Below are 14,533 nucleotides of genomic sequence, written 5' to 3'. Positions count from 1 at the left end.
CGAGACCGGGTCCCCTCCGGCCTGGGCGAACGGCATCGGCAGTAGCACGTACGGCGGTGCCCCACAGGCGCCGTACGGCGTACGCGCCGAGACTGGGCGTACTGCTCACGTCGAGCCGTACAAGGAGGCAGCCATGGGCTGGTTGTGGGCGATCATCGTGGGGTTCGTGCTGGGCCTGATCGCGAAGGCGGTCATCCCCGGCAAGCAGCACAGCCCCCTCTGGCTGACCACCATCTGCGGCATGCTCGGCGCGACCGTCGGCAACGCCGTCGCAAGAGCGGCCGGCGTCGCCTCGACCCGGGGCATCGACTGGAGCCGCCACGCCTTCCAGCTCGTGGCGGCGATCATCATCGTCTTCGTGGTCGACATGCTCTACATGGCGACCTTGGGCAAGAGGAAGCAGACGGTCTGACTAGGCGGACGTGACCTCGACCGCCGCCAGGTTCTTCTTGCCCCGGCGCAGCACCAGCCACCGCCCGTCCAGCAGGTCCTCCTCGGCCGGTACGGCGTCCTCGGAGACGACCTTGACGTTGTTGACGTAGGCCCCGCCCTCCTTCACGGTCCGCCGCGCGGCCGACTTGCTGGCCACGAGACCGACCTCGGCGAACAGGTCGACCACCGGGCCGAGCTCGGCGACCCGGACGTGCGGTACCTCGGACAGAGCCGCGGCCAGCGTCCTGCCGTCCAGCTCCGCCAGCTCGCCCTGACCGAACAGCGCCTTCGACGCGGCGATCACGGCGGCCGTCTGCTCGGCGCCGTGCACCAGCGTCGTCAGCTCCTCCGCGAGCGCCCGCTGAGCGGCCCGGGCCTGCGGACGCTCCTCGGTCTGCCTCTCCAGCTCCTCCAGTTCCTCGCGGGACCGGAAGGACAGGATGCGCATGTACGTGGAGATGTCCCGGTCGTCGACGTTCAGCCAGAACTGGTAGAAGGCGTACGGCGTCGTCATCTCCGGGTCGAGCCAGACGGCGCCGCCCTCGGTCTTGCCGAACTTGGTGCCGTCCGCCTTGACCATCAGCGGCGTCGCCAGACAGTGCACCTCGGCCCCGGGCTCCAGCCGGTGGATCAGGTCCAGGCCCGCGGTGAGGTTGCCCCACTGGTCGCTGCCGCCCTGCTGGAGCGTGCAGCCGTGCCGCCGGTACAGCTCCAGGAAGTCCATGCCCTGCAGCAACTGGTAGCTGAACTCGGTGTAGCTGATGCCCTCCTGGGACTCCAGCCGGCGGGCGACCGAGTCCTTCGTCAGCATCTTGTTGACGCGGAAGTGCTTGCCGATGTCCCGGAGGAACTCGATGGCCGACAGACCGGCCGTCCAGTCCAGGTTGTTCACCATGACCGCGGCGTTCTCGCCCTCGAAGGACAGGAATGGCTCGATCTGCGCGCGCAGCCGGGTCACCCAGTTCGCGACCGTCTCCGGGTCGTTCAGCGTGCGCTCCGCCGTGGGCCGCGGGTCACCGATCTGGCCGGTCGCCCCGCCCACCAGCGCCAGCGGGCGCAGGCCCGCCTGCTGGAGCCGGCGCATGGTGAGGACCTGCACCAGATGGCCGACGTGGAGACTGGCCGCGGTCGGGTCGAAACCGCAATAGAACGTGACGGGACCGTCCGCGAGCGCCTTGCGCAAAGCGTCCTCGTCAGTGGACAGGGCCCACAGGCCCCGCCACTTCAGCTCGTCGACGATGTCCGTCACGGTTCTCGTATCTCCTTGGATGTTCTTCGGGCGGTCGAGCGACCACCGGCTACGAGGTTATACGCCCCGACTGACAGAGCTCATATTGAAGTCGGGCACCCGCAGCGCGGGCATCGCAGCCCTAGTGAACCAGTCGCTCCACTCCCTCGGCAGCGTCTTTTCCGTGCGCCCGGCCTCCGTCGCCCGCCCCAGCAGATCCACCGGCGACTCGTTGAACCGGAAGTTGTTGACCTCGCCGACCACCTCGCCGTTCTCCACGAGGTAGACGCCGTCCCGGGTCAGCCCGGTGAGCAACAGGGTGGCCGGGTCGACCTCACGGATGTACCAGAGGCAGGTCAGCAGCAGCCCGCGCCCGGTGTTCGCGACCATCTCGTCCAGCGAGCGGTCCTCGCCGCCGGTCAGCACGAGGTTCTCGATCGCGGGAGCCACCGGCAGCCTGGTCAGGCCCGCGCTGTGCCGGGTGGTCGTGAGGTGCCTCAGCTCGCCCTCCCGTACCCACTCGGTGGCCGCGAGCGGCAGCCCGTTGTCGAACACCGACTGGTCTCCGCCGGAGGAGTGCGCGATGACGAAGGGCGCGGACTCGAGGCCCGGCTCGTTCGGGTCGCTGCGCAGGGTCAGTGGCAGCTCGGTCAGTCGCTCACCCACGCGCGTGCCGCCGCCCGGCTTGGAGAACACCGTCCGCCCCTCGACCGCGTCCCGGCCCGACGCCGACCACATCTGGTAGATCAGCAGGTCGGCCACGGCTGTCGGCGGCAGCAGCGTCTCGTACCGCCCGGCGGGCAGCTCGATCCGCCGCTCCGCCCAGCCGAGCCGTACGGCGAGTTCGGCGTCCAGCGCCGCCGGGTCGACGTCCTTGAAGTCCCGGGTGGACCGCCCCGCCCACGCCGAGCGCGTACGGTCCGGTGACTTGGCGTTCAGCTCCAGGGTGCCGTTGGGCTGGTCGTGACGCAGGCGCAGACCCGTCGACGTACCCAGGTAGCTCGACACGAGCTCGTGGTTGGCGAAGCCGTACAGCTCGCGTCCGCCCGCACGCGCGCGTGCGAAGGCCTCACCGAGCGCGGGCGCGAAGTCGGCGAACACGGCGGAGGTGGTCTCGGCGGGCGCGTCCGTGAAGTCGGGCGACAGCGGTACGTCCCGCACCAGTGGCTGCGCGTCCTCGGCGGGCCCTGCCCCCCGGGCGGCGGCCTCGGCGGCCCGCACCAGGGACTCCAGCTCGTCCACGGTCACCGCGGAGCGGGAGACCACCCCGGAGGCGGTGCCCTCCTTGCCGTCGACGGTCGCGACGACCGTGAGGGTACGCCCCCTCGTCACACCGTTCGTGGTGAGCGCGTTGCCCGCCCAGCGCAGGTTGGCGGTGGAGTGCTCGCCGGCGATGACCACGCAGCCGTCGGCGGTGGACAGCTCCAGCGCCCGCTCGACGATCTCGTGCGGCTTGTTGCTGCGGGCGCTCATCGACCGGCCTCCTGCGTCGTGTTGAGGATGTTGACGCTCTTGAAGAGCGCGGAGGGGCAGCCGTGCGACACAGCGGCGACCTGGCCCGGCTGGGCCTTGCCGCAGTTGAAGGCGCCGCCCAGGACATACGTCTGCGGGCCGCCCACGGCCGCCATGGAGCCCCAGAAGTCGGTGGTCGTCGCCTGGTAGGCCACGTCCCTCAGCTGTCCGGTGATCCGCCCGTTCTCGATCCGGAAGAACCGCTGGCCGGTGAACTGGAAGTTGTAGCGCTGCATGTCGATGGACCACGACCGGTCCCCGACGACGTAGATCCCGCGGTCCACGCTGCCGATCAGGTCCTCCGTCGACATCCCCGCCGGATCCGGCTGCAGCGACACGTTGGCCATGCGCTGCACCGGCACGTGCCCGGGGGAGTCCGCGAAGGCGCAGCCGTTGGACCGCTCGAAGCCGGTCAGCCGCGCGATGCGCCGGTCCAGCTGGTAGCCGACGAGCGTGCCGTCCTTGACGAGGTCCCAGGACTGGCCCTCGACGCCCTCGTCGTCGTACCCGACGGTCGCCAGGCCGTGCTCGGCGGTGCGGTCGCCGGTGACGTTCATCAGCTCGGAGCCGTACCTGAGCTTGCCGATCTGGTCGAAGGTGGCGAAGGAGGTGCCGGCGTAGGCGGCCTCGTAGCCGAGGGCGCGGTCCAGTTCGGTGGCGTGGCCGATGGACTCGTGGATGGTCAACCACAGGTTGGACGGGTCGACGACCAGGTCGTACAGACCCGCCTCGACACTTGGTGCCCGCATCTTCTCGGCGAGCAGCTCCGGGATCTGCTCCAGCTCGCCCTCCCAGTCCCAGCCGGTGCCGGTGAGGTACTCCCAGCCGCGCCCGACCGGCGGCGCGATGGTGCGCATCGAGTCGAACTCGCCGCTGGACTCGTCGACCGACACGGCGGTGAGCGACGGGTGCAGCCGCACCCGCTGCTGCGTCGTCACGGTCCCGGCCGTGTCGGCGTAGAACTTGTTCTCGTGCACGGTGAGAAGCGAGGCGTCGACATGGTCGACCCCGTTCGCCGCCAGCAGCCGCGCACTCCACTCCGCGAGCAGCGCCGCCTTCTCCTCGTCGGGCACGGTGAACGGATCGATCTCGTACGACGAGATCCACGTCCGGTCGGCGTGCACGGGCTCGTCGGCCAGCTCCACCCTCCCCCACTGCCCGAAAGGCGTGGGAGGTGCCCCCACGTCCGAGCCGGCCGCCTTGATCACCTGGGCGGACAGCTTCGCCATCGCCACCGCCTGCGAGGCGACCTTGGCGGCGGCGTCCAGGCTCAGGTCCACGCCCGAAGCGAAGCCCCAGGTGCCGCCGTGCACGACCCGCACCGCGTACCCGAGGTCGGTGGTGTCCGACGAGCCGGCGAGCCGGGCGTCCCTGAGCCGCCAGGAGGCGCTGCGCACCCGCTCGAACCGGAAGTCCGCGTGCTCGGCGCCCAACGCACGCGCGCGTGCGAGCGCGGCGTCGGCGAGGGCGCGTAGAGGTAGGGCCGTGAAGGCTTCGTCGATGGTATGAGGCACCTGCGTCTCTTCCTGTTGGCATGACAGCGACCGGCGGTTGCTCCGATCATGTCGCGGCGACGTGCTCCACGACCACACGTTTGCGTCCACGTTCGCCGGCATGGTGAGAGCCCCGTCGAAGTTGAGGGGGGCCTGGCCGATCCATGGACGTCTTCGGTGTGCACCAGGACCTCATCGCGGAGTACGAGGCCTTCATGAGTTCCCTCGTCGCCGTACGGGATCCGAACATCGAAGGCCACCTGGATGACGAGCGGCGCCGGAAGACCCGCTGGCCGGACCCCAAGCTGGCTCTGAACCCCACCTTTCGGAGCGGTGGGACCGTGGCCGCTCTGTGCGACGAGGGTCTGCTGCACCCGATGTGCCGCGAGTTCTTCCGGCACAAGGAGCACGAGCACGACCCCGGCAGCCGTACCCTCTCCCTCCACCAGCACCAGCGTGAGGCCATCCTGGCCGCCGACCGCGGTGACTCCTACGTCCTGACCACCGGCACAGGCTCGGGCAAGAGCCTGACCTACATCGTGCCGATAGTTCACCAGGTGCTGCGCGACCCCAATCCGGACGGCATCTCGGCGATCGTCGTCTACCCCATGAACGCGCTGGCCAACAGCCGGCTCCACGAGCTGAAGAAGTACCTGACCTGGGGCGTTCCCGAGGATCGTCGCAAGGTGACCTTCGCCGGGTACACCGGGCAGGAGGACTCCGAGCAGAAGCTCCAGGTCGTGCGGAACAAGCCGGACATCCTGCTCACCAACTGCGTGATGCTGGAGTACCTTCTCACCCGTCCCGACGAACGGCGGGAGCTCAGAGCCGCCCACGGGCTCAGGTTCCTCGCCCTCGACGAGCTGCACACCTACCGGGGCCGCCAGGGTGCCGACGTCGCCCTCCTCGCACGGCGCCTGCGGGACGCCCGTGAGGCACCCGATCTCCGATACGTCGGCGACGATGGCCACGGGCGTCACCTTCGCGGAGGCCCGCGAGGAGATCGCGAAGGTCGCCACCCACGACTCTCACGTCCGCCTCCTCGACGAGCTCAACCGGACGCTCGCGGACGACAGACCGGGGGACCGCTCCTTCCGCGTCGGACCGTCCTGCTTCATGCAGGATCTGGCCCACAACGGCGACGGCGCCCTCGAACGCCTATGGCGCACGCAGATCCTCCCCCTCCTCACCGAGCACCACTGGGGCGACGGCGTGGAAGTGGAGACGGTGTACGCGCTCGGCACCCTGCGCACCCGGCTCGGCATCCGGCCGCCCACCGCTGCCGACGGCGACGCGGCCGACTCGTGAACCGCCGTCACACCCGCTCCCTCCATGGCGACATCGCGTTGCCCGTGGCGCTCAAAGAGGGCGACGGCTGGACCAGTTGGGACCTCACCCAGCCCCAACTGGAGACGCTCGCCGCCCACCCCAGGCTGGTCGCGTTGCATCCGGAGAGCGCCACCCGCTGGAGGCTGAAGCCCAAGGACCACATCGGCTCCGTACGGCTGGGCTCGGGCGAGGGCACCGTACAGCTGAGCATCACCCCCAAGGTCCCCGTCGACCGGCTTCTCCACCTCGTCGCGTACGCCCCGGACCGCGTCGAGTTCGACCCCCGCCCCGTCACCGCCGAGCCCCGCCCCGACCTGCTGCCCGCCCTAGCCCACGCCTTCGTCTCGGCGGCCGACCGGGCGCTCCAGCAGGGCGTTCTGCACGACTACCGGGAGACCCACGACACGCTGCCCGTCGTACGCGGCCGCATCCGCCACGCCGACCAGATCCGCCGCAGACCAGGCGTCCCCGTCCCCCTGGAAGTCGTCTACGACGACCACACCCCCGACATACCGGAGAACCGCCTCCTCCTCGCCGCCATCCGCCGCCTGCTCCGCGTCCCCGGCCTCGACCCGGCTCCGCGAACCACTCTGCAACGGCTGACCGCCCGCCTCGAAGGCGTCCACGCCCTGCCTGCGGGGGCCCGCCCGCCCCAATGGACTCCCGGGCGCCGCAATGCCCGCTACGCCCACGCCCTCGTCCTGGCCGAACTCGTCCTGCGTGGTGCTTCGTACGAACTCGGCGACGGCCGCCACATCGCCGTCGACGGCATGCTCGTCGTCATGTGGCGGCTCTTCGAGGCGTACCTCGCCCGGGCGGTCGGAGAGGCCCTGCGCCACCGCGCCGGCGGCCGGCCCGCGCCCCAGGACCGCAGCCACTTCCTCGACACGGCGGGCCGTCACCCGCTCAAACCGGACCTCGTCCACTACCTGCCCTCTCCGCACGACGGTGTCCAGCGTCCGGCCGCCGTCGTCGACGCCAAGTTCAAGACCAAGCCGCGGCGGGAGGACCTGTACCAGATGACCGCGTACTGCGTACGCCTCGGCCTGGGGGAGGGGCACCTCGTGTACGCGTCGGGGAGCGAAGGCGTCGTCGAAGTGCCGGTGGGCGAGGGACGGTTGAGGATCTTCCGGCATGTCGTCGATCTGGCCCGCCCCTGGCGGGAGTTGGCCGCGGACGTCGAGGCCCTCGCGGAGGTCGTCGACGGCGCGCGGACGGTGCGGGCCGCCTGAATCGGGTGATCGCGGGGCGTTCCCCGACGGCGTCGACTGCGTCCGCACTACGGTGAGTTCATGGCCAGTAAGCGCCGCCAGTCCGGCAAGCAGAAGACGACCCGTCGCACCCGTCAGCCCACCACTCCCGCCCAGGCCGCGCAGGAGTACGTACGGTTGGTGGAGCACTACCCCGAGGACCGTGAGGAACTGTTCCGCGAGGCCGCCGACGCCTGGCGGAGTGCGGGAGAACACGACCGTGCCCTGGCGCTCTACGAGCGGCTGCTCGATCCGGAGTCGGGTGGTTGCAAGGAACCGGACGTGGTCGACGCATGGCGTATCGACACCTTGTGGGAGGCGGGACGCGAGGAGGAGGCGCGGACGGCGGCGGCCTCGTTCCGCGCGCGACACCCCAGTGACGCCACCGCCTGGAGCCTCGTCGCCGGGACCTTCGAGCACGTGGACGAGACGGGGACCGCCGCCGAGTGGTTCACGACCGGTGTCATCCATGCCCTTGGGGCCGGCGCCGAGGTGACGGCGGACGTGGTCGAGGATTTCCGGGACTCGTTCGGTCTGGAGGAGCTCCTCATCGGCCGCCATCGCGTGCGGCGTGTGCTCGGCGAGCCGCACGACGACTGGGACGACGTGGCCGACGAAGTGCACGAGCGGCGCGCGTCGCCCCTGTTCGGCCGGGTACGTCCGCTGGACGAACTGCACGACCCGCTGCGCCTGAAGCGGATGGCCGAGGCGGGGCCGGACGCGTTGTGGGCCGAGATGGAGGAGTTCGCGGCCGCGACGGGCGAGGAGAGGGTGTCGCCAGGGCGAGCGCTCAGGACCTGTGTCCTGTTCTGGCCGCCGGAGGAGTTCGCCCGGCTCGTAGAACGTTGGCCGGCGGTCGTGGAGGCGTATGGCGACGACCACGCAGGCCATCTGCGGCAGGTCGAGGGCACCCTGCGTGAACTGTCGGACCAGGGGGGCGTCCACCTGGCGGTCGCCCGTGCCACGCTGAGCGCCCTGGAGGCGTACATGGAGGAGAAGGGCGGGTCACCGGACACGGCGTCCGCCCGGTCCGGGTACGCGGCCGAAATGGCTCGGAGAGGCGAGGCCGTCGACTGGCCGCCCGCCCGTAACGGACCTTGTTGGTGCGGTTCGGAGCGCAAGTACAAGAAGTGCTGTGGAAATCCCGCCTTCGGGTGAACAGCCAAAAGGGCGGGGCATCCTCGGTGTGGGTACAATCGCATAGATGTAGGTACAGTTGCCTGTATCGAGGAGTCCCTCATGAGCGCCGTCTCTGTCCGCGAGTTCTCGCACAACCCCAGCGCGGTCTTCGCCCGTGTGGAGAAAGGGGAGACCGTCGAGGTCACCCGGCACGGCAACGTCATCGCCATAGTGAGTCCGGCGGCAAGCCCCCTGCAGCGGTACGCGCACCTCGTGGCGGAAGGCAGAATCAGACTGCCCGAGTACACGTCGGCGGACCGTCACAGCATGCCGCGCTACGACGTACCGGACGACGTCGACCCCCTCGCCACCCTCCTCGCGGAGCGCGAGGAGGACCACCGGTGATCTACATGGACTCCTCGGCGCTCGTCACATGGATGTCGCGGCGCAACTACTGGGCCGCGCTGGACACGTTTCTCGGAGACCGCGGAAGCCTCCCCATGGCCACCAGCAGTCTGGGTTTTGTCGAGACGACTCGCACACTTGACCTCATGGGGACCTTCCCCGACGCCATGGTCGACCTGGAGCACGGAGTCGGTGAGATTCTGCTGACCCCGGAGGTACGCCGGGGGGCCGCCGCCCTGACCGGCCGCCTGCGCACGCTGGACGCCGTCCACGTGGCCAGCGCACTGAGTCTGGGAGAGAACCTCACGGCGCTGGTGACGTACGACAAGCGCATGCTGGAGACGGCCCTCGCGGCAGGCCTGCCCGCCCACGCCCCCGGAATGACCGCCTGACCGGCGTCGACTGTAGAAACCCGACAGCCAGTCCCCCGAGCCACTGTCGGTGCCCGAATGTCCTCGGGCGCGACCGGACCGATAGGTTTTCGACTGAAGCCGCCTGTCACCAGGTGTTGGGCGGGTGTGTCAGACCCCTATCGAAAGGGTGATCCGTTGAGCCGCTCGGTTCTCGTCACCGGAGGCAACCGGGGCATCGGCCTCGCCATCGCCCGCGCGTTCGCCGACGCCGGCGACAAGGTCGCGATCACATACCGCTCCGGGGAGCCGCCGGCCGCCCTCACAGAATTGGGCTGCCTGGCCGTCAAGTGCGACATCACCGACACCGAGCAGGTGGAGCAGGCCTACAAGGAGATCGAGGCCCAGCACGGTCCGGTCGAGGTCCTCATCGCCAACGCCGGCGTCACCAAGGACCAGCTCCTGATGCGCATGTCCGAGGAGGACTTCACGTCCGTCCTCGACACCAACCTCACCGGCACCTTCCGCGTCGTCAAGCGCGCCAACCGCGGCATGCTGCGCGCCAAGAAGGGCCGTGTCGTCCTCATCTCGTCGGTCGTCGGGCTCCTCGGCTCGGCCGGCCAGGCCAACTACGCCGCCTCCAAGGCCGCCCTGGTCGGCTTCGCGCGCTCCCTCGCCCGTGAGCTGGGCTCGCGCAACATCACGTTCAACGTCGTCGCGCCCGGCTTCGTCGACACCGACATGACCAAGGTGCTCACCGACGAGCAGCGCGCGGGCATCGTGGCCCAGGTGCCGCTCGGCCGTTACGCCCAGCCCGAGGAGGTCGCCGCGACGGTGCGGTTCCTCGCCTCGGACGACGCCTCGTACATCACTGGAGCCGTCATCCCCGTTGACGGCGGACTGGGAATGGGTCACTGAACACCATGAGCGGAATTCTCGAGGGCAAGCGCGTCCTGATCACTGGTGTGCTGATGGAGTCCTCCATCGCCTTCCACGCCGCCAAGCTGGCCCAGGAAGAGGGCGCCGAGATCATCCTGACCGCGTTCCCGCGGCCTACGCTGACCGAGCGCATCGCCAGGAAGCTCCCCAAGCCGACCAAGGTAATCGAGCTCGACGTCACCAACGACGAGCACCTGGCGCGGCTGGCCGACCTGGTCGGCGAGGAGCTCGGCGGCCTCGACGGCGTCGTGCACTCCATCGGCTTCGCTCCGCAGGACGCGCTCGGCGGCAATTTCCTCAACACGCCGTTCGAGTCCGTGGCCACGGCCATGCACGTCTCGGCGTACTCCCTGAAGTCGCTGACCATGGCCTGCCTGCCGCTCATGCAGAACGGCGGCTCGGTCGTCGGCCTCACCTTCGACGCCTCCTTCGCCTGGCCGCAGTACGACTGGATGGGCCCGGCCAAGGCCGCCCTGGAGGCCACCAGCCGCTACCTCGCCCGCGACCTGGGCAAGCAGAACATCCGCTGCAACCTGGTCTCCGCGGGCCCGATCGGCTCCATGGCCGCCAAGTCCATCCCGGGCTTCAGCGAGCTCGCCTCCGTCTGGGACAGCCGCTCCCCGCTGGAGTGGGACCTCAAGGACCCGGAGCCGGCCGGCAAGGGCATCGTCGCGCTGCTCAGCGACTGGTTCCCCAAGACCACGGGCGAGATCGTCCACGTGGACGGCGGCCTGCACGCCATCGGAGCCTGAGCTCCGGTACGTCGCTCCCGTACGTCGTCGACGCCCCGTTCCGGCAAGGAGCGGGGCGTCCCCCGTTCGGCCTATCCGGCCGGGCGCCGACGGCCCGCAACGGCGCACTCTGGATTACGCGTTCACCGACGCGTCCCCTCCCCAGCACGGCCGAGGAGGTTACCTTGTGCGCCTGCCCCGCAGCCTGGCCTCAGCGACCGCGGCCCTCGCGCTCGTGCTGTCCCTCCCGTACGAAGCGGCGCCCCACGCGCGCGTGAGCAGGCCCGTGCCGGTCGAGCTCTTCGGTGCCGAGTGCCGTACCACGGTCGCCGGTTCCCATGTGACCGCGTACTGCCACAACCCCTATCCCGAGACCGACGGCGTCAGCCTGCACGTGGAGTGCGACCGGTGGTGGGACCTCGACACCGACAGCGCCCCCGTCGACGCCCGGCCGGCGATGACCGTACGGCTCACCGGGCGGTGCTGGAAGGAGGTCCGCTCGGTGTGGATCACCCACCAGAAGCGGTGAACCGCCCCAGTCGGCACTGGAACGGGTAGCTCGCCGCCGCCGCGCCCGCCGCCTCCGCGTCGCCCGCGCGGATCGCGTCGACCAGCCCGGTGTGCTCCATGAACGCCTCCGGCGTCAGGTCCGCGCCGACGTCCTCGCGCAGCCAGTCCATCAGCACCTCGCCCAGGTCGGCGTGCATCGCGGTCATCACCTCGTTGTGGGACGCGGACACCACCGCGAGGTGGAAGGTCGCGTCGGCCGTCACGAACGCCTCCTTGTCGCCCGACTCCCACGCCTCCTCGCGCCGCGCCAGCAGCGCGTCGAGCTGCTTGAGGTCCTTCTCCGTGCGCCGCTGCGCCGCCAGCCGCGCCGCGGCCGACTCCAGGGCTGAGCGCAGCTCGGCGATGTGCCGCGGGTCCGCGCCGGCGAACCGGCGGTGCATCACACCCGCCAGCTCGCTGGTCGCCACGACATAGGTGCCCGAGCCCTGGCGGATGTCCAGCAGACCGTTGTGCGCGAGCGCGCGCACGGCCTCGCGGACCGTGTTGCGTGCCACCCCGAGCTGCTCGACCAGTTCCGGCTCGGTCGGGATGCGCGAACCGACGGGCCACTCGCCCGAGGTGATCTGGTTCCGCAGCGCGGCGATGACCTGCTCGGACAACGCGGAACGACGGGGATGACTCAGAGGCATGGCACACCTTCGCACGCGGTGTCCGGGCGTTTCCGTCCCGGGGATGGACAACCAATCATCCAATGATTCTATGATAGGTCCCATGGTGTATGAGGAAAATCGGACGACGACGTCCACGACGACGGTCCGGACCCCTGCCGTGCGCGAACCCCGGCGACCCGCCACGCGCGCGTGGACGCTACGCCTGCTGGTCATCGGCATCGTCCTGTCGGCACTGAACCTCCGCCCCGCCATCACCAGCCTCGGCGCCCTCCTCGAGGAGGTCCGCGCCGGGCTCGGCATGAGCGGCAGCGTGGCCGGACTGCTCACCTCCGTGCCCCCGCTGTGCTTCGCCGTCTTCGGCGTCATGGCCCCGCGCCTCGCCCGCCGCTTCGGCCCCGGCGCGGTCGTCTGCGCGGGCATGCTCGCCATCACCGCCGGCCTGCTCGTACGGCCGTACGCAGGCGGTACGCCCGGCTTCGTGGCCGGCAGCGCGCTCGCCCTCATGGGCATCGCCGTCAGCAACGTCCTGATGCCGGTCATCGTCAAGCGCTGGTTCCCCGATCGGGTGGGTTCCATGACGGGCCTGTACTCCATGGCACTCGCCCTGGGCACCTCGATCGCCGCCGCGGTGACGGTGCCCATGACCGACGCCCTCGGCGGCGGCTGGCGGACCGGCCTCGTGGTGTGGGCGGGGCTCGCGGCGGCGGCCGTCCTGCCGTGGCTCCCGTTCGTACGGGACCGGGGGACGGCGTCCGCCGGCTCCGTACGGCAGGAGCACGCGCGCGTGGACGCCCCCGCCCTGCGGATCACCCGCAGCCGTACCGCCTGGGCGCTCGCCGTGTTCTTCGGGCTCCAGGCCACCGCCGCCTACGTCACCATGGGGTGGATGGCGCAGATCTTCCGGGACGCCGGGGTGCCCGTCGGCCGGGCCGGGCTGCTGCTCGCCGTGACGATGGTGATGGGCGTACCGCTCGCCTTCGTCATCCCCCGCGTGGCCACCCGGCTGCCCCACCAGGGGCCGATCGTGCTGGTGCTCGGCGCCTGCGGACTCGCCGGCTACGCGGGCCTCTACCTCGCGCCGGCCGGCGGCGCCTGGGCCTGGGCCGTCCTGCTCGGCGTCTCCAACTGCGCCTTCCCGCTGGCCCTGACGATGGTCGGCATGCGGGCCCGGACCGGCGCGGGTGTCGCCCAGCTGTCGGCCTTCGCGCAGAGCACCGGCTACCTCATCTCCATCCCCGGCCCCCTGCTGGTCGGCGTGCTCTACCAGCACAGCGGCGGCTGGGGCCTGCCGATCGCGCTCATGGCCGCGCTGATGGTCCCGCAGATGGTGGTCGGCGTCCTGGCCGGCCGCGACCGCACGGTGGAGGACGAGGCCGCCGCGCGCTGAGCCGTACCCCGGCGGATCCGACGCGGCCCGGGGGTGCGAGACTGGCCGTATGCCAGTGCTCGACCCGAACCCCCAGAACGGCCAGCGGAAGATGCTGCTCGTCTTCGGCTCGTTCTTCGCCATCTTCCTGATCATCGCCATCGTCGCGACGATCGCCTCTCCGTGACGACCGCCTCGCTCTGACCGCCGGAGGGTGGGGCTACCGCCGGAGGGTGGGGCTAACCCCCCATCCCCTAGGGGGCCGTTCTCAGGGTCAAGTGGGTGGATCTCCGGATGGGTTGAGGGGCCCGGCGTCCGTACCTTCGAAGGGTGGCCGCGAGCGGCGGACCACCGACCACTCGAAGACCAGCGGAGGCACCATGTCGGCCCAGTCGCACACCCGGCCCCACCCGGCGACCACGGGCGGCGTCGACATCAGGCTGCCCTGGTGGGCCCTCGTCCTGCCGGCGCTCGCCTTCGTCGTGCTCCTGGCCCTGATGCTGAACCCGACGGGCGCGCAGGCGGCCGGCGACCCGGTGATCACGCACCTCTTCGAGCGGGCACAGCAGCTCATAGCCCGCTGAGCACCCACTGAGCGGCCCGTCAACTCCCTGCGCCTCATGGCCTGTTTCATGCGAAGCTGGGACGCATGAGCGTCGCAGAACCCCGCAGGATCGTCCTCTTCCGGCATGCGAAAGCCGACTGGCCACAGGTGACCGACCATGAGCGCCCCCTCGCTGAGCGGGGCCGACTGGACGCCGCGGCGGCCGGCCGCAGGCTGGCCGACACCGGCATTCCCTTCGACCTGGCCCTGTGCTCCACGGCGACCCGGACCCGGGAGACCTGGAAGCTCGCGGTCCACGAGTTCCCGCACCGGCCGAAAACCGTCTACGAGGAGCGGATCTACGAGGCCTCGCCCGGCGAGCTCATCGCCCTGCTCAACGAGACCCCGGAGGACGCGCAGGGCGTCGTCCTGATCGGCCACAACCCCGGTGTGCAGGGCCTTGCCGAGATCCTGGCCGGCTCGGCCGAGGGCGACAGCCGTGAGCGGATGAACCGGCGCGGCTTCCCGGCCGCCGGCTTCGCCGTCCTGTCCTTCGACGGCTCCTGGAAGACCCTGGAACCGGCGGTGGCCACGCCGCTCGACTTCTGGGCGCCGACCGAGTAGACCGCGCCGTACCTCGCCCGTGGGGCCCGG

The 14,533-nt window shown here is 70.6% G+C and carries 17 protein-coding genes and 1 pseudogene; 14 read left to right on the top strand and 4 right to left on the bottom strand.

The features are described from left to right. The first annotated feature begins 133 nt into the window (after positions 1-133). Positions 134-412: a GlsB/YeaQ/YmgE family stress response membrane protein gene (locus ACIRVK_RS26585; protein WP_404251210.1), complete on the top strand. Its 279-nt coding sequence runs from the start codon at positions 134-136 to the stop codon at positions 410-412. On the opposite strand, the gene tyrS is transcribed toward ACIRVK_RS26585, so the two are convergent. From tyrS to ACIRVK_RS26570, 3 genes are read right to left on the bottom strand one after another with little or no spacing between them, the layout of a single operon-like run. Continuing rightward, on the bottom strand, positions 413-1,681 hold the full coding sequence (tyrS, locus tag ACIRVK_RS26580) for a tyrosine--tRNA ligase (protein ID WP_404251208.1): 1,269 nt from the start codon (positions 1,679-1,681) through the stop codon (positions 413-415). Between the two features lie 57 nt (positions 1,682-1,738). Then, positions 1,739-3,133 (bottom strand): metallopeptidase TldD-related protein, encoded by a 1,395-nt coding sequence (locus ACIRVK_RS26575; RefSeq protein WP_404251206.1) that lies wholly within the window; start codon positions 3,131-3,133, stop codon positions 1,739-1,741. Beyond that, positions 3,130-4,686: a TldD/PmbA family protein gene (locus ACIRVK_RS26570; RefSeq protein WP_404251204.1), complete on the bottom strand. Its 1,557-nt coding sequence runs from the start codon at positions 4,684-4,686 to the stop codon at positions 3,130-3,132. The genes ACIRVK_RS26575 and ACIRVK_RS26570 overlap by 4 nt, the downstream gene beginning before the upstream one ends. A 143-nt stretch (positions 4,687-4,829) precedes the next feature. On the opposite strand from ACIRVK_RS26570, the pseudogene ACIRVK_RS26565 reads away from it, so the two are divergent. The 9 genes and pseudogenes from ACIRVK_RS26565 to ACIRVK_RS26525 form a co-directional block, all read left to right on the top strand. After that, positions 4,830-5,576: pseudogene (locus tag ACIRVK_RS26565) on the top strand (DEAD/DEAH box helicase); the annotation flags it as partial. 52 nt (positions 5,577-5,628) lie between these two features. Next, positions 5,629-5,973 (top strand): hypothetical protein, encoded by a 345-nt coding sequence (locus tag ACIRVK_RS26560; RefSeq protein ID WP_404251386.1) that lies wholly within the window; start codon positions 5,629-5,631, stop codon positions 5,971-5,973. 44 nt (positions 5,974-6,017) lie between these two features. Further along, positions 6,018-7,226 carry an McrC family protein gene (locus tag ACIRVK_RS26555; protein ID WP_404251374.1) on the top strand — a complete coding sequence of 403 codons (1,209 nt, stop codon included), beginning with the start codon at positions 6,018-6,020 and terminating at the stop codon, positions 7,224-7,226. Between the two features lie 60 nt (positions 7,227-7,286). Next, positions 7,287-8,402, top strand: a complete 1,116-nt coding sequence (locus tag ACIRVK_RS26550) for an SEC-C metal-binding domain-containing protein (protein ID WP_404251202.1) — start codon at positions 7,287-7,289, stop codon at positions 8,400-8,402. Positions 8,403-8,483: 81 nt separating this feature from the next. Continuing rightward, entirely contained in the window at positions 8,484-8,768 is a 285-nt protein-coding gene (locus ACIRVK_RS26545; RefSeq protein WP_404251200.1) for a type II toxin-antitoxin system Phd/YefM family antitoxin, read from the top strand. Between the two features lie 5 nt (positions 8,769-8,773). Continuing rightward, complete coding sequence (locus tag ACIRVK_RS26540; RefSeq protein ID WP_404251372.1) at positions 8,774-9,160, top strand: PIN domain-containing protein; 387 nt, start codon at positions 8,774-8,776, stop codon at positions 9,158-9,160. Positions 9,161-9,316: 156 nt separating this feature from the next. After that, a complete protein-coding gene (gene fabG / locus ACIRVK_RS26535; protein ID WP_240862916.1) occupies positions 9,317-10,036 on the top strand; it encodes a 3-oxoacyl-[acyl-carrier-protein] reductase in 720 nt (239 codons plus the stop codon). Between the two features lie 5 nt (positions 10,037-10,041). Next, positions 10,042-10,809: an enoyl-ACP reductase FabI gene (fabI, locus tag ACIRVK_RS26530; RefSeq protein WP_404251198.1), complete on the top strand. Its 768-nt coding sequence runs from the start codon at positions 10,042-10,044 to the stop codon at positions 10,807-10,809. Positions 10,810-10,975: 166 nt separating this feature from the next. Beyond that, complete coding sequence (locus tag ACIRVK_RS26525; protein WP_404251196.1) at positions 10,976-11,317, top strand: hypothetical protein; 342 nt, start codon at positions 10,976-10,978, stop codon at positions 11,315-11,317. Here the strand turns inward: ACIRVK_RS26525 and ACIRVK_RS26520 are convergent. Continuing rightward, positions 11,298-11,987 carry a FadR/GntR family transcriptional regulator gene (locus ACIRVK_RS26520; protein WP_404251194.1) on the bottom strand — a complete coding sequence of 230 codons (690 nt, stop codon included), beginning with the start codon at positions 11,985-11,987 and terminating at the stop codon, positions 11,298-11,300. The genes ACIRVK_RS26525 and ACIRVK_RS26520 overlap by 20 nt on opposite strands. Before the next feature lie 70 nt (positions 11,988-12,057). Here ACIRVK_RS26520 and ACIRVK_RS26515 point away from each other — a divergent pair, with 70 nt between their 5' ends. The 4 genes from ACIRVK_RS26515 to ACIRVK_RS26500 all read left to right on the top strand — a co-directional run bounded on the left by ACIRVK_RS26515 (position 12,058) and on the right by ACIRVK_RS26500 (position 14,503). Next, positions 12,058-13,356: a CynX/NimT family MFS transporter gene (locus tag ACIRVK_RS26515; protein ID WP_404251192.1), complete on the top strand. Its 1,299-nt coding sequence runs from the start codon at positions 12,058-12,060 to the stop codon at positions 13,354-13,356. 49 nt (positions 13,357-13,405) lie between these two features. Next, positions 13,406-13,522 carry an SGM_5486 family transporter-associated protein gene (locus ACIRVK_RS26510; RefSeq protein ID WP_404251190.1) on the top strand — a complete coding sequence of 39 codons (117 nt, stop codon included), beginning with the start codon at positions 13,406-13,408 and terminating at the stop codon, positions 13,520-13,522. 193 nt (positions 13,523-13,715) lie between these two features. Beyond that, positions 13,716-13,919, top strand: coding sequence for a hypothetical protein (locus ACIRVK_RS26505; protein ID WP_404251188.1), 204 nt, complete (start codon positions 13,716-13,718; stop codon positions 13,917-13,919). 65 nt (positions 13,920-13,984) lie between these two features. Then, positions 13,985-14,503, top strand: a complete 519-nt coding sequence (locus tag ACIRVK_RS26500) for a SixA phosphatase family protein (RefSeq protein ID WP_404251186.1) — start codon at positions 13,985-13,987, stop codon at positions 14,501-14,503. Positions 14,504-14,533: the final 30 nt, after the last annotated feature.

Source organism: Streptomyces sp. NPDC101152, assembly GCF_044768275.1.
Classification (GTDB): Bacteria; Actinomycetota; Actinomycetes; order Streptomycetales; family Streptomycetaceae; genus Streptomyces.
Note: the sequence above shows the minus strand (reverse complement) of the source record. Positions and strands in the feature narration are given on the sequence as shown.